Below are 21,211 nucleotides of genomic sequence, written 5' to 3' on the forward strand. Positions count from 1 at the left end.
ACTAGCACGGTTATCACTAGGTTTCAAACCGTGCCCGTTCGACTTGCATGTGTTAGGCACGCCGCCAGCGTTCATCCTGAGCCAGGATCAAACTCTCATGTTTTATCTCTCACTTCAAGTTCTTCCTGCCAGTTCCTTCTGGCTTCCAGTTTTGGTTTCTGGTTTACTGTTTTTGGTTGAGTTCTTTGTTCTTCTCTGAAATTCCTCTCCCTCCGCTTCGCTTTCCTCTAAGCCCCCTCTCCCCAGGACTTCCCGGGTTGGTTCCGCTTTGATTCCCGCTCCGCTTTGGTCGCTTCAGGCCGAGTCTCCTCTGCCTTTTTCGTGGAATTTTCAGGGTCGCATTACTGTTTATTTGTCAAGGTTCTACGGCATATTGTTTCAATATGCTTCTGCGGCTTTTTAATACCGCCAACGGAGAAGGAGGGATTTGAACCCTCGCGCCGCTATTAACGACCTGCACCCTTTCCAGGGGTGTCCCTTCGACCTCTTGGGTACTTCTCCAGGCAAGTAGAAATTTCTCAAACTATATGTTATTAATCAGGCTGTACCGCCAGTCCTGAGAGCGGAGAGAGTGGGATTCGAACCCACGCGCCCTTGCGGACAAACGGTTTTCAAGACCGCCTCGTTATGACCACTTCGATATCTCTCCATGCATTTCACATCTGCCATTTCCCAACGGCACAAGTTATTCTAGCAAAAACATTTTACTCTGTCAACAACTTTTTTACATTTTTTATCATAATTTTTATGATACCGTTTTCTCACTGAAACAGCGTATTATCAGAATCAGCCCGTTTCATAAAATTATTTCTCAAAAAGCGTACTTTTTGAGAATATATGGATGTAAGCGACTATTACAAAGTTTACAGCAAAATTATCAAAAAAGCAAGAGAAAGTTTTGCTTTCTTTAGTTATTTTTTTATAAAAATATTAGAAAGTTTATTTTTCTTTGATATCTTCTAAACTTATATGGCAAGAATTATATTTTTTCAAAAAGTACGCTTTATGAGAATCCGAAGCGGCACAACTTACTACATATCGTAATAAAAGGAGGAAAAGATGAGAAAGAGTAAGTTTTTATCTGTTTCGGTTTCCACCGCACTGGTAGCATCCATGCTGCTGTCCGGATGTGGGAATACCGATAACAATGCTTCAACCGGCGGTAATGATGCCGGCAACAGCGGAAGCAGTGCTGCTGACAGCAGTGCAGCTGACAGCGGAGAGAGCTCCGGCGACAACGGCGGTTCCGGCAGCGGAGAAGGTTATGTCCTGACCGATCTGAAGGTCATCGTGGACGGTACCGTGAACTCCGTAAAACAGGAAACAGAACCTCAGAGAACCATCCGTGAAGCATTCATCCCCCAGTTGGAGGAAGCAATCGGCGAAAAGATCGGCCACGAAATCAACATTGACTTTGAAGTCGGCAACCATACCAACTACAGCGAGTATGTGGGCCGTATGTTCGTCAGCGAACAGTATCCCGACGTTATGATCATGAGCGCCGCCATGCTGCGTCAGTATCAGGACACCGGACTTCTGTGGGACATGACGGAAGCTTATGAGAACGCCGAGTTCCAGAGCAGACTTCAGCTCACCGGTATCGCAGAAGGACTCAAGGACTCAAAGGGACGTCTCTACGGCTTCGCTCCCACTTACGGCAATGGCTGTATTACTTATGTAAAGCAGTCCTGGCTTGACAACGTGGGCCTGAAAGGCGAAGACATCAAGACCTATGATGATTTCTACAACATGCTCTTGAAGTTCAAGAATGAAGATCCCGACGGAAACGGTGTAAACGGCGATACCTACGGCTTTATCTCCGCAGGCCTTATCGGTACCGAAGCTCCCTGGATCAACTATACCGCCGAATTCTGGCAGGATGCTTATCCCAGTATCATTCAGGGTGAGGACGGCGTATGGTACGACGGATTCCAGACTGAAGCGACCAAAGCAGCTCTTGAAAGGTTAAAACAGGCTTACTTTGTTGACAAAGTAATCGACCCCGACAGCTATACCGCAGGTACCAAGCAGGCCCGTGAAAAATGGTGGGGTGCCGAGCAGGTAGGTTCCGCAGGCGTGTTCACTTACTGGGCAGGCAACTGGTACAACAACCTGATTACCAACCTTGAGAAAAATGATCTTCCCAAGGATGTATACGAGCTGGCTCCTATCGCTGAGATTCAGAATTCCTGGGGCGGTTATCTGAACAGAGAATCTCCCGTATGGGTTATTATCGACGATGGTGACGGGGATGATTCCCGTGAACAGGCTATCTTTGACGCCTTCCTGGATACCATGCTGGATGGAGACAGAGTGCAGACTCTCTGGACCTACGGCGCGGAAGGGCTTGACTGGACAACTGAGGCGGAGGAATTCGTAACCAATCCGGATGACGAGAGCAAGAGAAAAGAGTACTCCTATGCGGAAGGCGAATTCCATATGCGCCAAAGCCTGGCAGATCCCAATGTGATCGCAGTCAAAAACCATCTTGATCCCGCTCTGGTAGTTGCCCCTCTGACCAACGGTTATGTCAGCAGCAACGATAATCAGGATGTCAGCAACAAATTCTTCACGGACAACTGTGTTGACGCCCCTTCCTCTCCTGCTTCTCCTACCTACAGTGAGAGATCCTCTGAAATTCTGGATGCAAGAGATGTGGCTATCTCCTCCGTTGTCGTTAACGGCGGTGATGTGGACGCGGCAATGGAAACCTATGTGAACACCGTAGGTCCCCTGGTTGATCAGATCCTGGAAGAACTGAATTCTGCAGAATAAGTGATTCCGTAAGCCGTCCTGTCCGGAGGGCAGGGCGGCTTCCTTTATAAGATAATCTCGAAAGGAAAAGGACGGTATGAGCAAAAAGACGAAAATAGTAACCTCCACAGGCATGGAAGTCAGACAAAAACCCCTGAAACTGCGCATTTGGAACAATCGGGGACACTATCTGATGTTTTTACCTGTATTTATATTTGTGCTTATCGTAAATTATTGGCCCATGCTGGGCATCCGTTATGCTTTTATGGAATACAAAGCCGGTCCCGCTGGTCCCAGTTGGACGGGACTGACCCACTTCCAGAGAATGTTTGAGGCCTCCGCATTCTGGGACGCCTTCAGAAATACCTTGATCCTGAGCATTGTAAAACTGTTCCTGACTACTTTTGCATCTGTAGTCGTATCTATCTTTTTGAATGAAATGGGAAATCTTTTTGCGAAGAAAACCCTTCAGACCATTATATATCTGCCGCACTTCATGTCCTGGGCAGTGGTTGCTTCCATCTTCACCCTGATTCTGTCTCCCTCCAGCACCGGTATGCTGAACGGTCTGCTGAGAGAGTGGGGAATATTGGGAGCCAATGACAGCAATATCCACTTCCTGGCAACATCAAGTATGTGGCGGCCAATTTTCTATCTGATCAATATCTGGAAAGAAACCGGATGGGGTACCATCATCTTTTTAGCTACTCTGGCCGGCATCAGCCCGGAACTCTATGAGGCAGCTGATATTGACGGCGCCACCCGTTTCCAGAAAATGCGTTATGTCACACTCCCCGCTCTTTCCAATACCATTATCACCGTATTGATTCTGAATCTGGCAAAGGTTCTGAATCTGTTCGAGTCCGTATTCGTACTGTATAATCCTGCCGTATACAATGTGTCGGATGTAATCGGTACTTATATTTATCGCCAGACTTTCTCAGTGGCCAGACCCGATTACGGCTATTCCACAGCAGTAGGTCTGTTCCGCTCCCTGGTGGGCTGTGTATTGGTGTTAATCTGTAACCGGGCCAGCAAAAAAGTTCGCGGCCGCGGTATTGTATAGGAGGTACGGATATGGCTAAGACAAAAGCGGTTTCCGGCAAACGCAAAAAGTTTTCCCTTTTTGACGCTATAAATTATATCGTATTCATTATCATCACACTGATTATACTGGTTCCCATCTGGAAGGTAGTTGTCGACTCTCTGAACGCAGTAGGTGTGTATCAGTTTCGGCTGTGGCCCTCTCAGTTTACCTTGGACGGCTACCGGGTTATTTTCGGCGAACAGGGACTTTTCAGGCCCCTGATTAACTCCTTTGTAACTACTATTGTGGGGACCCTGTTCGGACTGATTCTCTGTACATTAGGCGGATATGTTCTGATCCAGTTCGATATGCCCGGGCGTAATCTGATGGCTTATTTCCTGCTCTTTACCATGATCTTCTCCGGCGGTATGATCCCTGAGTATCTGGTTATGAGGCGTCTGGGACTGCTGAACAGCATGTGGATCCTGGTTATCAAGCACGGCATCAATGTGTCCAATATCGTGCTGATGAGAAACTTTTTCGAAGGTATCCCGGGAAGTCTGTTTGAGGCGGCAAAGATCGACGGCTGTTCTCCCATGAGAATTTTCCTGAAAATCGTACTGCCGCTTTCCAAAGCGGCTCTGGCCTCCATCGGCCTGATGTTCGCTGTAGGCGTATGGAACGATTATTCCACCGTACAGATTTATATCACGGATCCGAACCAGGTAAACTTCCAGTACAAGCTGCGCGTCATGATTATGGACGGCGACACGCCGCCTACCCAATATCCGGTGTCGCAGACCACACTATACAACGCGGGTATTATCGCGGCAATCCTTCCCTTCCTGATTCTGTACCCCTTCCTGCAGAAATATTTCGTAAAGGGGGTCAATATCGGAGCAGTAAAAGAATAAACATATACATAAAAACCGAGGCAGAATTCTCTGTCCCGGTTTTTTATGTTTTATCTGTCTCCATATATCTCTTCGTACGGTCACTGTGAAATTTTAACACTTTATTCCGATTTCCGTTTTCACCGAACGCTCCATACCTTACTTTATACCTTACTTCATGCCTGACAGCAATTTCTCCGCTATCGCCAGATCCTCTGGCGTGGTGATCTTGATATTCCCATAGGAAGCCGTCACCAGCTTCACTTTTGTATCCGAGAACAGCTCCACCACACCGGCATCGTCCGTCACCACAATCCCCTGCTCCCGAAGGCTGTCCCATTTCTCCAGAAGCATTTCATAAGCTTTCACTATCAGCTTCGTTTCGAACACCTGGGGCGTCTGAATGCTCCAGAGCAGTTCCCTTGCAGGCGTTGCAGCTACAAATCCGCTCACGTCCGCTATTTTAACAGTGTCTTTGGAAGGGACTGCCGCTACACAGGCATGATATGTTTCCACCGCCCTGTAGGTATCCCGCAGAATCTCTTCAGTGAGAAAAGGTCTCGCACCGTCATGTATAAAGACATAACCGTCCCGGTTGGCTGCTTTCATTTTCTCTCCGGCAATTACCTGCAGCGCATTGGCCACGGAAAAGCAGCGCTCCGCTCCTCCTGCAATCACTGCATCCACTTTGCCAAACCCGTATTTCCCCACAATTTCCCGGCGCACATAAGGAATGTCTTCCTCTCCCGTCACCAGAATGCAGTCGTCTATGATTTCCGAATCCTCCATCGCTCTCAGCGCATACCAGATCAGAGGTTTGCCGTCCAGCTGTATAAACTGCTTTGCCACACTGCTTTTCATGCGTTTTCCGCTGCCTGCAGCCAGCACTACGGCCGTACATCTTTTTTTCATCTTCCCGTCATGCCTCTCCATTTCCATTCCTGTTTGTACGCGCTGAACTTCCTGCTTTCTTTTCCTGCAGCTCCCCGTTCCCGGAATATGTTCCTGTTCCCTGCCGGTTCGACCAGTATGCCGCAGGGACAAAATATCCGGCTCCTGCTCTGCCCGGACTGAGCGACCTTATGCAGCAATTCAGCCGAAGCGCTGCACTGCCGCAGCCGCACACCTATAGCTTCAATCCCGGCACCGCATTCAAATCATAGCCGCTGCGGACACCCTTTCTATACTCATAGTACCCCGCCGCGCCGATCATGGCCGCATTGTCAGTACACAGAAGCGGCGACGGCCGGTAGAAGGCAATCTTCCTTTTCTCACATTCCCGCTCGAAAGCAGCCCGCAGCGAAGAATTGGAGGCAACACCCCCCGCTATGGCAAATTTCTCATAGCCAAATTCCCTGACTGCATGAAGCGAATGCTCCACCAGTACATCAATGACCGCCTTCTGGAAGGAAGCCGCCACATCCGCCTGAGAAAAGCTTTCCCCTTTCATCCTGCAGGCATTCAGATAATTGAGCACCGCCGATTTCAGGCCGCTGAAGCTGAAGTCATATTCATTCTCCGCCACCTTCGCCCTGGGAAAAGGAATGGCATCCGGATTGCCCTGGGCAGATATTTTATCAATCTTCGGTCCTCCGGGATATCCCAGTCCGATGGCGCGGGCCACCTTGTCAAAGGCTTCGCCGGCCGCATCATCCCTTGTCCTGCCGATGATTTCGTATTCCCCGTAATCTTTTACCGCCACCAGATGGGAATGTCCTCCGGAAGCCACCAGGCAGATAAAGGGAGGTTCCAAATCTTCATGTTCGATATAATTTGCACTGATATGACCGCTGATATGGTGAACCCCCACCAGCGGAATTCCCGCGGCAAAGCTGATGGCCTTCGCCTCGGCCACTCCCACCAGCAATGCCCCTACCAGCCCCGGTCCATAGGTAACCGCAACAGCCGTAATGTCAGCCAATGTCACATCTGCCTGGTCCAGAGCTTCCTCAATCACCTGATTTATCTTCTCTATATGCTTCCGGGAGGCAATCTCCGGCACCACCCCGCCATACTGCGTATGCAGCGCAATCTGGGTAAAAATAACATTTGACAGCACCTTCCTGCCGTTTTTCACCACGGAAGCTGCTGTCTCATCACAGGATGTCTCGATGGCAAGCATCAGTACATCCTTTTCCTGTTTCTGCTCCACTTTTCTCTCTTCTTCCATTTCACCGTTCTCACAGTTTATTCATCACAATTGACGGCCTGCCTCTCCCGTCAGTCTGTGGGATTCACATTCTTCGCCAGATCCCAGCCGTATATCTTCCATCGTCTGTTCTCATCCCGCCGCAGCAGATAAATTGTGGACGACATGCTGCTCTGACCGTCTTCAATCAGGGAGTATGTACATTGTATTCTGGCGAAATCATAGCCGTCCTCCTGAAAAGTGTCCACATTTACGCTGGATGCCACAGCCACGCTTCCTATCTGCTTTTTATCGGATTTAAAGGAAGCGATGTCCGCCTTCAGCTGCAGCAGATTGGCACTTTCCTCGTTGATGGACAGCAGTTCATCGTCATAGAGTTCCCGGGCCTTCCGTCCCAGCTGCTCCACTTCCTCGTCCGTGCACTCTTCATTATAAAAGCATTTCTGGATGTCCGCGTAATACTTGATGACTTCCTTCACCGTGGGCGGATAATCATTCACCAGATCCCGGCTCAGAACAAGCTGCACCGTGGTCATCTTCGCCTCCCCCGCGGTATCCCTCCTTCTCCCGGACAGATAAGTATAATAGCCGATAATACAAATGATGATAATCAGAAAGATAACTATTATCCTTACGGTGGACTTCTTCATGGTTTTCATGCTTTCCTTTACTCCTCATCAAAATTCAGCTCGACCGTCCTGCCGTCCTTGGCGGCGACGGCGCCCGGGAAAATCTTCCGCACATCTCCCAGATATTCCTCCGGCCGCATCAGCGAAGGGCTGTAATGGGTCAGCCAAAGCTCCGGAACACCTGCCGTTCTTGCGATTCTGGCCGCCTCATACATGGTCATATGCCTGTTCTCTCTGGCCTTCGTCTGCTTCTCCGGTTCTCCGTACATCCCCTCCAGAATCAGCAGGTCGGAACCCGCCGCATTGGCTGTTATGGCATCCACGGGCCTGCTGTCTGTGCAATACGTCACCTTCAGACCCTTCCGCGGCGGTCCCAGTACCATATCAGGAGTATATATTCTGTCGTCCTGTACAATGGTTTCTCCCTTTTGCAGCCGACTCCACAGTTTCATGGGAATCTCCTGCTCCAGAGCCCGTTCCCTGTCAAAACGTCCTTTTCTCTCCACAATCAGGCTGTATCCATAGCATACCACACTATGATTCACTCTGAAAGCCCTAATTTGAAAACCTTCAAAAGAAAAAGTCTGCTCCTCCTCCGTAATCTCACAATATTGAATCTCAAAGGGAAGCTCCGGCGCAATGGTCCGCAGCGCATTCACCACTCTGATCAGTCCCCTGGGTCCGATCAGCTGCAGAGGTTCCTTCCGCTCCGCATTTCCCATGGTGAGAAGCATTCCCGGCAGTCCGCTGATATGATCGGCATGGTAATGAGTAAAGCAGATAACGTCAATAGGATTGGGACTCCACCCCCTTTCCCGGAGTGCAATCTGAGTCCCCTCCCCGCAATCTATCAATATACTTTTTCCATTGTACCTGAGCATAAGCGAGGTGAGCCACCGATAAGGCAGCGGCATCATTCCTCCCGTTCCCAGCAGACTTACATCCAACATAGCAGCGCTTCCTTCTTCTATTCCAGTTCCGCGGCTGCCCGCTCAGTACCCAGGCTTGGGCAGAGAATTCCGGCCGCACTTGCGTCCGTTAGTTCTCTGGGGTACTGGGCGGCCTGCCGCTGTTTACATAATTTAAAGGAGCTCCAATGCCTCCGTCTCTTCCACGGGCACATTGAACTGCTCCGTCAGACTGTCATAACAGTCCTCACATAAATCAAAGTGGTGCTTCATACCGTCCCTGCGGCTGAAATAGCCGAAAACAGTGTCCGCGGTAAAACAATACTCTCTCAGATATCCGTTTTCCACCTTCAGGGCTCTGCCGCATTTATTGCACACAACCTGAATCAGTTTTCTATCCTGTCCATCCCCGTACTTACGCATACTTTTATCTCCCTTCATGCATACAACTGTCATAACAACTGCACCACATTCTCATTATACTAAAAATATACATAAATACGTTTGGTAATTGTTGTCAATACATCTTTTTCCTTTTCCACATAATCAATGCGTCTTCCTTCGGTCTGTCATAAAATCCCGGCCGGATACCTTCCGGACAAAAGCCGCATTGCTCATAAAAGTGAATGGCCGCCACATTACTCACGCGGACCTCCAGCGTATATGCTTCCACACCTTCCGCTTCTCCCAGGGCAAACAGTTTCTCCAGCATGGCCCGGGCAATTCCCCGTCTGCGAAATCGTTCCGCCACCACCACATTGTCAATATTTGCCTCATTACAGAGATTGGTATACCCACAGCAGCCTGCCACCAGGCTGTCGGCCAGAGCCACCAGATACCGACAGTACGGCTGCCTCAGAAGATCCCGGAACGCATTCTCCGACCAGGGCATGGAAAAGCTTTCCCTCTCTATATCTGCCAGTGCTTCTATGTCTTCTTCCCGCAGTTCTCTGATTTCAATCTTCATAGTCAAACGGTCTTCTGCTCCTCCCGGGCCTGGTCTGCCTCCCGCTCCGCCTGACTCTTGCGCAGATACTCCGGCCGATGTTCCGCGGCCGTGACCGCTCTGCCTTCTCTGAAATAAACAGCTCCCAGCGCCGCAACGCTGGCCGCCCTCTGTCTGTTATTCCCGGCACCGGCAATTGTAAACTGCAGACCCTTCTGTTCCCTGAGCACACGGTGGTACACCGGCACGCCGTCCCCCAGAAAAATCACAGTTCGTTCCATGGCCGCAAGCTTTTCCAAAATCTCTCCGATATCCATGGGGCCCTGCGAAATCACCGGATTCAACCGAAATCCTTCTCCCTCCGGCAGGAATTCATATGCCCCGGTATATACCTGATTCCTCCTGGCATCCATCAGCGGACAGACAATCCTTTCAGAACCGTACAGATTCCACGCCAGGCCCTCCAGTGTGGGCACCTCCACCAGTGGTTTCTTCAGCGCCAGCCCCAGGCCCTTCGCCGTGGCGGAGCCGATGCGAAGCCCCGTAAAAGAACCGGGCCCGGAGGCAATCGCTATGGCATCGATTGTCTGCAGATCCAGCTCAACCATTCTGCACAGCTCATCCAGCATGGGCAGAAGTGTCTGCGAATGTGTCTTCTTATAATTGGTGGTGTACTCCGCCACCAGCTCATCATCTTCCAGAACCGCAACCCCGGCAACCAGTCCGGAGCTGTCCAAACCCAATATCTTCACAAAATCCTCCCTGCCGCCACCCCGCAGACCGGCGCGTCAGCGCAAGCTTCTCCTTTCAATCTCAATCCGACGATAGTCAAATCCTTTTTCCGGATCCTTCTCCACGGAGATTCTCACCAGCTGTTCCGGCAATATCTCTTCGATTAAATCCGCCCACTCTATCAGGCAGACACCGTCTCCGTAAAAGTAATCCTCATACCCGATTTCATCCATTTCCTCCGCGTCGCCAATGCGATATACATCAAAATGATAGAGCGGCAGACGTCCCTCCTCATAAATCTGCAATATGGTAAAGGTAGGACTGTTTACCGTCTCCACAATCCCCAGTCCCTTCGCAAATCCCTGGGTAAACACAGTCTTGCCCACCCCCAGGTCACCTGTCAGCGTAAAAATCTGTCCCGCCGAGGCTTCTCTTCCCAGGGCTTCTCCCAGGGCAAAGGTTTCTTCCGGCGACATGGTCTCTGCCAGGATTCTGCCCTCCTTTTTCAGAACGGCCAGAATCTCCATTCCATTTTTATATTCCATGGCATCCTCTCTTATTGCTTTGCAGTTCTGAGACTGCAGCAGTTCCTTCACATCCGGACTGCATCGCGATACAGCCCGACTGCACGGAGAGTTACTGTCGAATCTTCACTTTGGAAGGCGGCATATGGGTGGAAATCATCTCAATCACAGACATCCGCTGATCCCCCAGCTGACGTTTCGGGAAAATCGTGGCATTCACCCGGGAAGTATAGAGAATAATACTTCTGCCGGTGGAAACCGCCTTATGCATATCCTCCCAGGCCATCTTCTCCTGTGCCTCCCCCTGAGAGACAGTCAGCCCTTCCTCGTCAAGAATATATTGCAGCGGCTCCTGAAAAGCAGGATTATTCAAAAGCTGACTCCTGCTTTTTACGAACAGCGTCCAGGGCAGATAGAGCAGCATCACCAGTCCCAGGACAATAAATATCCACTGCCGCGTGGCAATGGCAAATAAAATCAATATGGCTCCAAACGCGCTTCCCACTACGCCTGCCGGACTGTTGTAGGAGTGCATCAGCATATAGTCATATAAATCTCCCGCTTCAATTTTTACTGATAGATTGATCATGGCCGTTCACCTGTCGTATGTGAAATCTGGTAAATATATTCTTCCTGCAATTTTACTCTAAAAATCTGAAAAAAGCAAGAAAAAACCGTCCGAAACTTATCACTTAAAAAGCCTCATTTTCCCGCCTGATATCTCGACCGATATCCAGTGGGCGATTCTCCGGCAATCTGTCTGAATATTTTAGAGAACTGACTGGCGTCTTCAAAAAAATTTTCTTACACACGCAGCCTATAAATATTTCTTTTTCCATTCCTGGCTTTATCTCACTGCTGAACATATCCTTCCACTGTTCAGAAATAACTCTTATTAACGAATTTCAGACAAGTTAAGCGCCTTATTTCTACACTGTTTCGTCAGGTCAACCAGATGCCGTTTTCGTTATAAAGCACCAACGCAATCTCCTGGCCTTACATTTCATGGAAATAAAAATAGACCAGACGCTCCACAATCTTTGTAAAATGTCTGGTCCAAATCTTGCTGCTGCAAGGTTAGCCCTATTATCCATGCTCTATCCCTGCAAAATCAATTTCAAAATATTCATATATACCCGCCTTCACTTTATCTGAAAATGAGTACTCTTCAAATGTATCATACTCGAAATTATAAACCGTAATCTGCAGTTTCATCGGATCGACAATCCAATACTCCCTGACTCCTGCGGAGCGGTATTTGAATAGCTTTTTATTGTAGTCCATCTGGCGGCTTGTGGGTGATACAATTTCAAGAATCCAGTCAGGCGCTCCCTTACAGCCTTCCTCGGTAAGTTTGTTTTTATCACATATTACAGAAATATCAGGTTCCAGATAAACTGTATCATCCCCATTCAAAAGTACAGCAAATGGAGAAGGATATTATTCTTTCTCTGTGGGTTTTTAAAGACTTTCGCAATAACAGAACAGGATGCAAATAATGCAATACTCACCCTCTGTGTCCGGCCTTGATAATGGGACTCAGCGGTTTGTAGATGAGCAGTGTAATCACAGACACGCTGACGCCTTTGATCAGATTCAGCGGCGCAACACAGGCTGCTACAAAGCTGACAATATTGCCCTCACTCACCAGAGGATTTATGTCACTTCCCATATCCAGAATACTTTCAAGCGGCATACCATAAAGCTTTGAAAAGGCCGGAAGCAGATACACCGCGTTGAAAGCAGTGCCAAATACAGTCATTATCAGTGTACCTGTGACACATGCCACGATGGCTGTCTTTTTGTTCTTGCGAAAAGCATATATAACTGACGCCGGCAGAATAAAGCTGCAGCCAATCACGAAGTTAGCCAGATCTCCCACAAAAGCGGTGGATGTACCCTTGACAAAAAGCTTCAGCAGTATCTTGATAAACTCCATCATAACGCCTGCCGCAGGCCCAAAAGCAAATGTTCCCACCAGTATGGGCAGCTCGCTGAAATCCAGCTTATAGAAAGGAGGTGCAAAGGGAAGCGGGAAATCAAGCAAATGCAGAATCATGGCAATCGCACTGAACAATCCAATCATAGCCATCTTTCTCGTGCTGAACACCGCTTCCGTTATTCCATTCTTCTTCCGGGCTGCCTTCTCCAGAAAAACGGCCGTCACAAAAAGGACGACAATGATCCCCAGGAAACCCACCACATACAACGCATTTTCCGCAACATTTTGAAACAGTTCATTCATTTTCATTTCCTCCTAAATTAAGTCGCTGCGCGACAGCTCTATAGTGCGAAGTATACTCGGCGCACGACAATTCTTTTATGAGAGAAAATTCTTCCTGTCCCGGAATTTTTTCATACAGGCCGGCCCTTCCTGCACAAAAAACCCCGAATCAAAAGATTCGGGGTTGTCTTCCGCTTATTCTCGACTGCATCAAATGCACTGCAAAATAACAGCACATCATATCGAACGTATATCCTGGAAACGTCTTCCCAAAATATCCGCCGCTCTCTTTGCATTCGATCTTTCTTCTTTCATCCAGACTTTACTGTTGGTCCCGGAGTTTCACCGAGTCAGCCGTGACAGACAGGCAAACTGCAAATCAGATACCCTTTCTGCCCCGGGTCGCGGACTATACCGCCAGTAGGGAATTGCACCCGACCCCGAAGAATTTTCTTTTTATATACGTTTGACATTATAATACGGTTCGAGAGGAAAATCAAGAGATTTTTCGTCTTTCTTTTCTCATGACATTTCCTTCAAGTTCTTCCATTGCGTCTACTTTTGCAGAACCTCCTGCGCTTTTCGTATAGCTTCCCGGATTTACGATACCTCCAATTTCACATCAAAAGCCTGAGAGGGCATTCAGAATTGACCGCCCTCTCTGCTGACTGGCTCGGATTTCCAGTCCCTCTGCGCCTATTTGTACAGAGGTCCGTATGCCGCACAGGCCCGGTAATCCTGACCTTCCTTATCCATGCCGAAAGCATTCCACGCCGCGGGACGGAAGATTTTGTCCTCCTCCACGTTATGCATACATACGGGAATCCGAAGCATGGAACACATGGTAATCAAATCCGCACCGATATGTCCATAGCTGATGGCGCCGTGGTTTGCCCCCCAGTTGTTCATCACATCGTAAGCTGTGGCAAATGCTCCCTTTCCGGTAGTCCTGGGCGCAAACCAGGTACAGGGCCAGGTATAGTCCGTGCGCTTCCACAGCACATCTGTCACTTCTTCGGGCAGATGAATGGTCCATCCCTCCGCAATCTGCAGCACAGGCCCCAGGCCTTTCACCAGGTTCAGGCGAATCATGGTAGCCGGCATCTCCGCCTCCGTCACAAAGTGGGAGGAGAATCCGCCGCCGCGGAAATAGCCGCAGTCAGCATAGTTCCAGGTTGTGGCTGCCATTATAGCCTTCTGATCTTCCTCAGTTACCTCATACCAGGGCTTCATTACGCTGCTGCCGTCCGCATCTTTGGCCTGTCCGCAGGCATCCAGACATGCGGCGCCGGAGTTGATCAGATGGATAAATCCGCCCGCCTGTTTTGCAATTCCCTCCAGCTCATAGCCGGTGGCTTTCTTCACTGCCTCGGGACTCCAATAAGTACGCACATCAGCGAAAATCTGGGCTCTGTTGGTCAGGAGCTTCATGAACAGCATCCCCAGACCGTTCAGTACATCGTTCTCCGTGGCCAGAATATACGGCTCTCTGGCCCCATTCCAGTCAAAGGAAGTATTCAGCATGGCCTCGGGGAAATCACAGTTGGGGTAGAAGTCAGTCCACTGCCGCTGTCCCTGGAAACCTGCAGCGATGGCATTGTGGCCCACCATTTCCTCTTCCCTGCCCTCAGGCAGATTCTGATTCCCGTTCATCAGATCCTTGATGATACACATCATCCTGACTACAAACTCCCAGTCCTGATCCTTCTGTTCCCTGGACTTCTGTATTTCCTCAGGATTCTTGTCATAGCCTTCCTTACAGTACTCTTTCACCCAGGCAAGGGCTTTCCCGTACTCGTTCTGGTCGTAAATTCCCTCTGTCATCCGGCGGATAATCTCCACTTCATCCACAGACTCCACACGCATGCCCAGATATTCTTCGATAAAAGCCGGGTCAATGATGGAGCCCCCGATACCCATGCAGATAGAGCCAATCTGCAGGTAAGATTTCCCTCTCATGGTGGCCACGGCCACAGCCGCCCGTCCGAATCGCAGCAGTTTCTCCCGCACATCCTCCGGAATGGAGGTATCGTCCGCCGCCTGCACATCATGTCCGTAAATGCCGAAAGCCGGAAGCCCCTTCTGGGCATGGGTGGCCAGCACAGACGCCAGATACACCGCACCGGGACGCTCTGTGCCGTTAAAGCCCCAGACGCCTTTTATGGTATTGGGATCCATATCCATAGTCTCGGCTCCATAGCACCAGCAGGGCGTAACAGTCAGAGTGATATCTACTCCCGCCCTGCGGAACTTGTCCGCACAGGCCGCAGTCTCTCCCACACGCCCGATGGTAGTATCCGCAATCACCACCTTCACCGGTTCCCCGTTGGAGTAACGCAGATTCTCCTCGAAAAGAGCCGCCGCCGCTCTGGCCATGTTCATGGTCTGTTCCTCCAGAGATTCCCGTACTTTCAGAACCCCTCTCCTGCCGTCGATGGTGGGACGAATCCCAATGACCGGATACTCGCCGATTAACCTGTTTTCTGCCATAATGAACCTCCTAAAATTTATTTTTATACGTTTATACACAGATTCCCTGCGCTGTATACGCCCGTCCTTCGCGCTTTTTTCCTTCCATAGCCCTGAGGGGAGCCATTTTCAGCTGCGTCATACTCATGCGCTTTTCCTGTTTTACACTACACCCTTCTGCAGCATAATATTCGCATACAATGCGCTTTCTCCCGTGGCGATGATGGCGTAAGCGGTTTTGGCCTGCTCATAAAATGCAAATCGCTCTATCTCCCCCACGGCATCCGCTCCCCGCTCATCCGCCTTCTTCACAATCTCCTTATAGCTCTCCCAGACAGGGGTCTCCACAGGATCCCCCGGCATCACCTGCATGAGATTCACCGGATGCTCCACATAAGTATCCAGCGGGAAAAGCTGCAGTATCGCCTCCAGGATTTCACAGGTTCCATGGCCGTCCATGCGAATGACGATTGCGTTCTTTCCCATAGTTTCCGCCGGGAAATTCCCGTCCGCAATCACCAGCCGGTCACTGTGTCCCATTTCACATAACACCTTCAAAAGTTCCGGAGACAAAATTTTCGGTATTCCTTTTAACATGTGGTAATCACCCCCTCAACATCCCATAAATCTTCCCAATCCTTTGCGCCTTCCCAGAGGAACACCTGTCCCTTGATGAGACGGCAGTTTTTGTCCTCCGCTTCGATGGCTTTCATCTCTTCCTCTGTCAGCGGATCTTCCGCTGCAGATTTCAGATTGGATATATACTGATTTTCTTTTACAGAGAACGGAATGGGCACCTGCCCTCTCTGCACCGCCCATTTCAGGCAGATAATCGCCGGATGTACACCGTGGGCTTCCGCGGCGGCCAAAACTGCAGGCAGCTCGGTATCCGCCACGTCTTCCTCCGTTCTGTCCCGCTCCGGTCTGGACGGAGAGCCAATGGGACAGTATCCTATGGGCAGAATATTGTGCTCCAGGGCATAGGCAAACAGTTCTTTCTGCTGGAAGGAAGGATGCAGCTCCATCTCCAGAGCAGCGGGCTGGATTCTGCACAGAGGCAGCACGGCCTCCAGCTTCGGTATGGTCATGTTGCTCATGCCGATATAACGCACCAGTCCCTTATCCACCAGCTCCTCACACTGTCTCCAGGTGGCCATAAATTCTTCCACCGAAAAAGGTCTGGAATCCGGATTCCGGGAATCCCCGCTGCAGCCCGGCGCATGATAATTGGGAAAAGGCCAGTGTACAAAATACAAATCCAGATAATCCAGTCTCAGATCCTGCAGGCTTTTTCGGCAGGATTCCAACACCTTCCCTTCTCCGTGCATATCATTCCACACCTTCGATGTAACAAAAAGTTCCTTCCGCTCCACCGCTCCTTCCTGCATCACACGCTGCAGTACTTCACCGATGGAATCCTCGTTCTGATAGACTGCCGCACAGTCAATCAGACGATATCCATACCGTATGGCTCCGTATACGGCCTGAGAAACCTGCTCTGCCCCGTACTTATCGGATCCGAATGTGCCCAGCCCCACACAGGGGATCTCCTCCCCTGTATAAAGCTTTCTGACAGGCAGTAAACTTCTATCTAATGTCTCGCTCATATTTTTGCTCCTGTTCCAGCTCCACCGTTTTATTTATCGAATACCACTGCCACTTTGCCGCATTCTCCCCCTGCCATCAGACGATACGCCTCGGCCGCCTGATCAATGGAGAACTCATGGGTAATCAGATCTTCCGGATGAATATTCCAGCGAACCAGACGCTCCACCAGTTCCTCCATCTTCCACAGGGAAGTCACCCAGGAACCATAGATGCTCTTCTGACCGTGAATAATGTCAGGGCTGGGATTAAAAGTACAGGTTCCGCCCTCGCCAACGAAAGCGATTTTCCCCCACTCTCTGGTGGCGCGGATTGCCAGCTGTCTGCCCGCATCGTTGGCGGACGCGTCAATGGCTCTCTCCACGCCTCTGCCGCCGGTCACTGCCAGAATGTTCTCCAGCGCGTCATCCCCGGGCTTAAACACATGATCCACCAGTCCCAGCTTCTTCGCCAGCTCTATCCGATACTCATTCATCTCCACGCCGATGAGCTGATTGGCTCCCATAGCCTTTGCCAGCATCAGCGCTGCCAGTCCCACCGGTCCCAGACCCGTCACCAGCACCGCGTCATTGCCGCAGATACCGATTTTCTCTATGGCTTCATACACGGTTCCGAATCCGCAGGCAACCTGGGCTCCGTCCTTGTAAGTCAGCTGATCCGGCAATGCCACCAGGTCCTTCTCCTCCGCCAGAATATAAGGTGCCATACCGCCGTTTCTCTGCCAGCCGTACGCCTGGCGGAAGCTGCTCTTACAGGATATGTAATACCCTCTCCGACAGTCATTGCAGACGCCGCAGCCGGAAATGTGGTACACGATAACCCGATCTCCCTTTTTAAAACGCCGCAGACCCGGACCTTCCTCCTCGATAATGCCACAGGGCTCATGTCCCGCCACCATGCCCGGGATATAGCCTTCCGGTCCCTTGCCGGTGTGTTCCCGATAAATACAGCGGATATCGCTTCCGCAGATGGTGGTAGCCATGGTCCGGATCAGAACCTGTCCATGTCCCGGTGTCGGCACCTCGAAATCCTTCATTTCCACCGTGCTGTTCCCGGGAAGAACCGCACCCTTCATCATCATTTTTACTGCCATTTTTTTACCCTCCATACATAAATGATTGTAACTGTACCGTTTCCGTCTTCTTACTTTCTATTATAGCGCTTCCCCATTTTCGTGCAAGCTTACTTTATGCCTATTTATTTCAAAAAGTGTCGTGTTTTTGAAGATTTCGTGATAAAATAATTTTAGGAAAAACGACGACTGTCAACATTTGATTTCCATAGAAAGAAGGCCGCTTTTTGAAAACACTCTACACCGACCTGGATATCCGCTTTACTCTGGACGGCATCAGCGTCCGGGCACTGAATATCGTCTTCGAACGGTTCACACAGACCCTTCCTTCCCACAGTCACGGCAGCGGCTGTTATGAAATACATTACATTCCCTTCGGATACGGAAAACTGAATGCCGACGGGCAGTATTATGACATAGTGCCGAATACCCTCTATGTCACAGGTCCGCACATAGTGCACGCTCAGACCCCAATCCTGGATGACCCCATGCAGGAATACTGTGTCTATCTGAAGATACGGGACACCTTCCGGTCCAGAAAGCCCTCTCCCGTGATGGATGCTTTTCTCTCCATGCCCTTCTGGATCGGTCTGGATACCCAGGGCGTTCACCCTCTGATGAGACAGCTTTTCTCCGAGCTGGAACATCGCTACACCGGCTATCAGAATCAGGTGGAGCTTCTTCTTCCCCAGCTTCTGATCTGCATGGTGCGCAATTATGAACAACACCGTCTCTCTTCCACAGTTTTTGCTCACAACATGTCAGATTCCAAATCTGTCATCATAGATCAGTACTTCCTTTATGAATATCATTCTCTTTCCCTGGAAGTGCTGGCCGACAGACTGAAAGTCAGCCCCCGGCAGACCCAACGGCTGTTACAGGAATATTACGGGAAAACATTCCAGCAAAAAAAGGCGGAAGCCAGAATGTCAGCCGCCGCCATTTTACTTTCCGACAGGGAGAGAAGTATCTCCTCCATCGCGGAAGCTCTGGGGTATTCCTCCGCAGAGCATTTTTCTTCCGCCTTCCGCAATTATTATAAGATCAGTCCCGGCAGATACAGGCGGCAGAATGTTCTCTAGAGCCAAAATTATTTATTCCGGTGTCAGTCACACTGCTCCAGAATGTCCCCTCTGCTCACTTCCGCTCTGTCCACCCCGCGCAGAAGAAGTCCCACATTGTCTCCCTTCTTCGCCGAGTTCAGCATTCTGCGAAACATTTCAATCCCTGTAATGAGCACTTCTCTGCCGCTGCCGTCCCTTCTCCGCAGCATTACCGTATCCCCCACAACTACGGCTCCTGCCGCAACCTTTCCTGTGACAACCGTTCCTCTGCCGGTAATGGAAAAGATGTCCTCCACCACAAAACGAAATGTCTCTGCCGTTCCATATACGGCATTGTCAAAGGAAATATCCTCCGTCCGGCTCCTGTCCCTTTGATAAGTACCGTCCAGCGGCCTCGATTTCTTGAAAAAGCTGAAAAGTCCCATTCTGGTCTCCCTTCTTCTCAGTATATCCGCGCTCTGCGCTCTCAATAAGTAAGCACATTGTGATACAGGCGATAATACCCTCCGCCCAGATCCTCTACCTGAAGCTGAATGGCAAAATTCTCCATTCCCAGATCCTTCAGGCCGCCTTCCACATATCCCTTCCAGTAGTCTCCGGTGCTGTAAGCACTCTCCACTGAACTCCACAGCGACTGCGGTATCACATTGGAGAACTGCTGATCCCCTTTTCCCACTTCTTTCATCAGTTTCCTGCAGTCCTCATAATATTCCTTCAGGGTATCCCGAACCTGTTCTTCCGTAATCCCCGCTTTTTCCAGGCTTTCCTGCTTTTTCTCCTCCGCCGTCTGCCCTGCGCTGCCAGTATCTGCCGGCGTCCTGCTCTGCCATTCCATGGGCTGTATGGGATTCGGATTGATCAGATCCGACAAATCCGTCCCCGGATAGTCCACATTGCCGCTCTCCTCTTCTCCGCTGCCGGAATCCGAAAGGGCTCCCTCCCCGTTCCCGGAAGCTGCGGCATCACTTTCTCCTGTTCTGTCATCGTCGGATACACAGGCTGGCAGGTAAACGGACAGTCCTGTCCGCATATGTGTATCTGCAAATTCTCTGTCTGTCCTGTTGTAATAATCATATGTAGGACTGTCTGTGTCATCCCATGTAACATCTACATTATAGTAACGTCCATCTATATTGATTATATTCCACGCGTGGTCTTCGCCCGCATATCCCGTACAGTAGTAGCACGGAATGCCCAGCTGCTGCATCAGATACTGAAAGGCCCTTGCATAGCCGGCGCAGACACTCTTCCCTCCCACCAGCGCACTGTAGGCGCTCTGGTTCATGGGGGCGCTCATGTCATACTCTGCCCTCTGCATCAGCGCGTCATGAACATATTTTTCCTTTTCCAGGGCGGAGTTCAGGCCTCCTGCTCCCGCCAGAATTTTCTCCGCCTCCCCTTCGAACTGCTGCTCTGCTCCTGCAAAATCGTTCACAGTGCTGTTATATTTTAATGTAATTTCCACACAGCCGCCGTTTCGCAGATACTTACAGGAATACCCTGTCTCAAGCCAGAACAGTTCCGGATGGTCGTTATACACCGCTTCGAAGACACTTTTAAGCTGTTCCACACTGACAGAAACCACCGGTGCAAATGTGGCATTTAAATCCATGGCATTGGCATAAATCTGACTGTATAGCTGCCGCATATCCCCTTCCAGCATGGCATAATATGGGTAAAAGGTTCTGTCAAAGGTAAGTCCGCTGCCCGTGTCGCCGGTCTCCACGGAATCTGTCAGCTGATCCGCTTCTTCCTGGGCAATTTGCTCCGCCTCTTCCTGCACCGGCTCATAACCTGTTTTCCCGCTTACGGAAGCGGGCGTTTCCACCGGCTGCGTTCCGGGAATCTCATAATGGGGACTGTCTCCTTCCTGCAGCCAGTCCGTATTGATACCGGGCTGTACGGCAACAGGCTGATTCGTCTCCCCCTGTGCGCCCATATCGGCCGGCCCACTGTTCCCTCCCGGCGCCGGGCTCAGGCTCTCCACTTTCTCCGCCAGCATGGCTGTCAGCGAAGGATTCAGCGCACAGACCAGAATTCCCAGACATCCGGCCATAATCAGAAACATTATGACAAAAAAGATTGCTTTTCCTATTTTCTTCAAATTCTCACGCATTCTGCCGTCAGACGGCCATTCATTCTGCAGCACCCTGTACTGCCGGTGCTTATTGCTATTTTAACACAACGGACATCTCTGCCGCAACCTCTGATTATT

20 protein-coding genes, 2 tRNA genes, 1 rRNA gene, 1 pseudogene and 1 riboswitch are annotated in these 21,211 nt (G+C 50.2%); of the genes and pseudogenes, 4 read left to right on the plus strand and 20 right to left on the minus strand.

Annotated features, from left to right (window positions below; genetic code table 11):
• The 3 genes from NSB25_RS22090 to NSB25_RS22100 all read right to left on the minus strand — a co-directional run.
• Nucleotides 1–103 (minus strand): 16S ribosomal RNA (locus NSB25_RS22090); the annotation flags it as partial.
• A gap of 309 nt (nt 104–412) precedes the next feature.
• Nucleotides 413–501 (minus strand) — tRNA-Ser (locus tag NSB25_RS22095).
• Between the two features lie 62 nt (nt 502–563).
• Nucleotides 564–649: transfer RNA gene (locus NSB25_RS22100), tRNA-Ser, on the minus strand.
• 410 nt (nt 650–1,059) lie between these two features.
• Between NSB25_RS22100 and NSB25_RS22105 the strand changes: the two genes are divergently transcribed.
• The 3 genes from NSB25_RS22105 (at nt 1,060) to NSB25_RS22115 (ending at nt 4,695) form a co-directional block, all read left to right on the plus strand.
• A complete protein-coding gene (locus tag NSB25_RS22105; protein WP_103241686.1) occupies nt 1,060–2,775 on the plus strand; it encodes a type 2 periplasmic-binding domain-containing protein in 1,716 nt (571 codons plus the stop codon).
• A gap of 76 nt (nt 2,776–2,851) precedes the next feature.
• Entirely contained in the window at nt 2,852–3,820 is a 969-nt protein-coding gene (locus tag NSB25_RS22110) for an ABC transporter permease (protein WP_103241685.1), read from the plus strand.
• 11 nt (nt 3,821–3,831) lie between these two features.
• Nucleotides 3,832–4,695: a carbohydrate ABC transporter permease gene (locus NSB25_RS22115; RefSeq protein ID WP_103241684.1), complete on the plus strand. Its 864-nt coding sequence runs from the start codon at nt 3,832–3,834 to the stop codon at nt 4,693–4,695.
• 150 nt (nt 4,696–4,845) lie between these two features.
• Here NSB25_RS22115 and ispD read toward each other — a convergent pair whose 3' ends face one another.
• The 15 genes and pseudogenes from ispD to NSB25_RS22190 all read right to left on the minus strand — a co-directional run bounded on the left by ispD (nt 4,846) and on the right by NSB25_RS22190 (nt 17,953).
• Nucleotides 4,846–5,586 carry a 2-C-methyl-D-erythritol 4-phosphate cytidylyltransferase gene (gene ispD / locus NSB25_RS22120; protein ID WP_103241695.1) on the minus strand — a complete coding sequence of 247 codons (741 nt, stop codon included), beginning with the start codon at nt 5,584–5,586 and terminating at the stop codon, nt 4,846–4,848.
• 214 nt (nt 5,587–5,800) lie between these two features.
• Nucleotides 5,801–6,844: a tRNA (adenosine(37)-N6)-threonylcarbamoyltransferase complex transferase subunit TsaD gene (tsaD, locus tag NSB25_RS22125; protein ID WP_103241682.1), complete on the minus strand. Its 1,044-nt coding sequence runs from the start codon at nt 6,842–6,844 to the stop codon at nt 5,801–5,803.
• 50 nt (nt 6,845–6,894) lie between these two features.
• Entirely contained in the window at nt 6,895–7,482 is a 588-nt protein-coding gene (locus NSB25_RS22130) for a DUF6715 family protein (RefSeq protein WP_103241681.1), read from the minus strand.
• Between the two features lie 8 nt (nt 7,483–7,490).
• Complete coding sequence (locus tag NSB25_RS22135; RefSeq protein WP_103241680.1) at nt 7,491–8,402, minus strand: ribonuclease Z; 912 nt, start codon at nt 8,400–8,402, stop codon at nt 7,491–7,493.
• A gap of 132 nt (nt 8,403–8,534) precedes the next feature.
• A complete protein-coding gene (locus NSB25_RS22140; RefSeq protein ID WP_103241694.1) occupies nt 8,535–8,783 on the minus strand; it encodes a hypothetical protein in 249 nt (82 codons plus the stop codon).
• Between the two features lie 94 nt (nt 8,784–8,877).
• Entirely contained in the window at nt 8,878–9,327 is a 450-nt protein-coding gene (gene rimI / locus NSB25_RS22145; RefSeq protein ID WP_103241679.1) for a ribosomal protein S18-alanine N-acetyltransferase, read from the minus strand.
• 2 nt (nt 9,328–9,329) lie between these two features.
• Nucleotides 9,330–10,058: a tRNA (adenosine(37)-N6)-threonylcarbamoyltransferase complex dimerization subunit type 1 TsaB gene (tsaB, locus tag NSB25_RS22150; RefSeq protein ID WP_103241678.1), complete on the minus strand. Its 729-nt coding sequence runs from the start codon at nt 10,056–10,058 to the stop codon at nt 9,330–9,332.
• 36 nt (nt 10,059–10,094) lie between these two features.
• Complete coding sequence (gene tsaE / locus NSB25_RS22155) at nt 10,095–10,565, minus strand: tRNA (adenosine(37)-N6)-threonylcarbamoyltransferase complex ATPase subunit type 1 TsaE (RefSeq protein ID WP_416385578.1); 471 nt, start codon at nt 10,563–10,565, stop codon at nt 10,095–10,097.
• 109 nt (nt 10,566–10,674) lie between these two features.
• On the minus strand, nt 10,675–11,151 hold the full coding sequence (locus NSB25_RS22160; protein ID WP_103241677.1) for a YcxB family protein: 477 nt from the start codon (nt 11,149–11,151) through the stop codon (nt 10,675–10,677).
• A gap of 497 nt (nt 11,152–11,648) precedes the next feature.
• Nucleotides 11,649–12,002, minus strand: a pseudogene (locus NSB25_RS22165) (Uma2 family endonuclease); the annotation flags it as partial.
• 67 nt (nt 12,003–12,069) lie between these two features.
• Entirely contained in the window at nt 12,070–12,807 is a 738-nt protein-coding gene (locus NSB25_RS22170; protein WP_306817683.1) for an ECF transporter S component, read from the minus strand.
• Between the two features lie 278 nt (nt 12,808–13,085).
• A riboswitch (FMN riboswitch) is annotated at nt 13,086–13,238 on the minus strand.
• Nucleotides 13,239–13,482: 244 nt separating this feature from the next.
• Nucleotides 13,483–15,276, minus strand: coding sequence for an L-fucose isomerase (locus NSB25_RS22175; protein ID WP_103241675.1), 1,794 nt, complete (start codon nt 15,274–15,276; stop codon nt 13,483–13,485).
• Nucleotides 15,277–15,417: 141 nt separating this feature from the next.
• Nucleotides 15,418–15,852 carry an RbsD/FucU family protein gene (locus tag NSB25_RS22180; protein WP_103241674.1) on the minus strand — a complete coding sequence of 145 codons (435 nt, stop codon included), beginning with the start codon at nt 15,850–15,852 and terminating at the stop codon, nt 15,418–15,420.
• Nucleotides 15,846–16,862, minus strand: coding sequence for an aldo/keto reductase (locus NSB25_RS22185; RefSeq protein WP_103241673.1), 1,017 nt, complete (start codon nt 16,860–16,862; stop codon nt 15,846–15,848). Before NSB25_RS22185 ends, NSB25_RS22180 begins: the two co-directional genes overlap by 7 nt.
• Nucleotides 16,863–16,891: 29 nt before the next feature.
• A complete protein-coding gene (locus NSB25_RS22190) occupies nt 16,892–17,953 on the minus strand; it encodes a zinc-dependent alcohol dehydrogenase family protein (protein WP_103241672.1) in 1,062 nt (353 codons plus the stop codon).
• Nucleotides 17,954–18,159: 206 nt separating this feature from the next.
• Between NSB25_RS22190 and NSB25_RS22195 the strand changes: the two genes are divergently transcribed.
• On the plus strand, nt 18,160–19,014 hold the full coding sequence (locus tag NSB25_RS22195; RefSeq protein ID WP_103241671.1) for a helix-turn-helix transcriptional regulator: 855 nt from the start codon (nt 18,160–18,162) through the stop codon (nt 19,012–19,014).
• A gap of 23 nt (nt 19,015–19,037) precedes the next feature.
• Here NSB25_RS22195 and NSB25_RS22200 read toward each other — a convergent pair whose 3' ends face one another.
• Together NSB25_RS22200 and NSB25_RS22205 are read right to left on the minus strand one after the other, a co-directional pair.
• Entirely contained in the window at nt 19,038–19,421 is a 384-nt protein-coding gene (locus NSB25_RS22200) for an EF-Tu/IF-2/RF-3 family GTPase (protein WP_103241691.1), read from the minus strand.
• 41 nt (nt 19,422–19,462) lie between these two features.
• Nucleotides 19,463–21,145 carry a transglutaminase domain-containing protein gene (locus tag NSB25_RS22205; RefSeq protein WP_103241670.1) on the minus strand — a complete coding sequence of 561 codons (1,683 nt, stop codon included), beginning with the start codon at nt 21,143–21,145 and terminating at the stop codon, nt 19,463–19,465.
• Between the last annotated feature and the right edge of the window lie 66 nt (nt 21,146–21,211).

It is taken from the genome of Acetatifactor muris, assembly GCF_024623325.1.
GTDB lineage: Bacteria > Bacillota > Clostridia > Lachnospirales > Lachnospiraceae > Acetatifactor > Acetatifactor muris.

Coding starts and splice junctions, on each gene's coding strand:
- NSB25_RS22110 (WP_103241685.1), top strand. CDS start 2,852: ATGAGCAAAAAGACGAAAATAGTAACCTCCACAGGCATGGAAGTCAGA.
- NSB25_RS22170 (WP_306817683.1), bottom strand. CDS start 12,807: ATGAATGAACTGTTTCAAAATGTTGCGGAAAATGCGTTGTATGTGGTG.
- NSB25_RS22105 (WP_103241686.1), top strand. CDS start 1,060: ATGAGAAAGAGTAAGTTTTTATCTGTTTCGGTTTCCACCGCACTGGTA.
- tsaE (WP_416385578.1), bottom strand. CDS start 10,565: ATGGAGATTCTGGCCGTTCTGAAAAAGGAGGGCAGAATCCTGGCAGAG.
- NSB25_RS22115 (WP_103241684.1), top strand. CDS start 3,832: ATGGCTAAGACAAAAGCGGTTTCCGGCAAACGCAAAAAGTTTTCCCTT.
- NSB25_RS22140 (WP_103241694.1), bottom strand. CDS start 8,783: ATGCGTAAGTACGGGGATGGACAGGATAGAAAACTGATTCAGGTTGTG.
- ispD (WP_103241695.1), bottom strand. CDS start 5,586: ATGAAAAAAAGATGTACGGCCGTAGTGCTGGCTGCAGGCAGCGGAAAA.
- NSB25_RS22190 (WP_103241672.1), bottom strand. CDS start 17,953: ATGGCAGTAAAAATGATGATGAAGGGTGCGGTTCTTCCCGGGAACAGC.
- NSB25_RS22180 (WP_103241674.1), bottom strand. CDS start 15,852: ATGTTAAAAGGAATACCGAAAATTTTGTCTCCGGAACTTTTGAAGGTG.
- NSB25_RS22185 (WP_103241673.1), bottom strand. CDS start 16,862: ATGAGCGAGACATTAGATAGAAGTTTACTGCCTGTCAGAAAGCTTTAT.
- NSB25_RS22160 (WP_103241677.1), bottom strand. CDS start 11,151: ATGATCAATCTATCAGTAAAAATTGAAGCGGGAGATTTATATGACTAT.
- rimI (WP_103241679.1), bottom strand. CDS start 9,327: ATGAAGATTGAAATCAGAGAACTGCGGGAAGAAGACATAGAAGCACTG.
- NSB25_RS22175 (WP_103241675.1), bottom strand. CDS start 15,276: ATGGCAGAAAACAGGTTAATCGGCGAGTATCCGGTCATTGGGATTCGT.
- tsaD (WP_103241682.1), bottom strand. CDS start 6,844: ATGGAAGAAGAGAGAAAAGTGGAGCAGAAACAGGAAAAGGATGTACTG.
- NSB25_RS22130 (WP_103241681.1), bottom strand. CDS start 7,482: ATGAAAACCATGAAGAAGTCCACCGTAAGGATAATAGTTATCTTTCTG.
- NSB25_RS22200 (WP_103241691.1), bottom strand. CDS start 19,421: ATGGGACTTTTCAGCTTTTTCAAGAAATCGAGGCCGCTGGACGGTACT.
- NSB25_RS22135 (WP_103241680.1), bottom strand. CDS start 8,402: ATGTTGGATGTAAGTCTGCTGGGAACGGGAGGAATGATGCCGCTGCCT.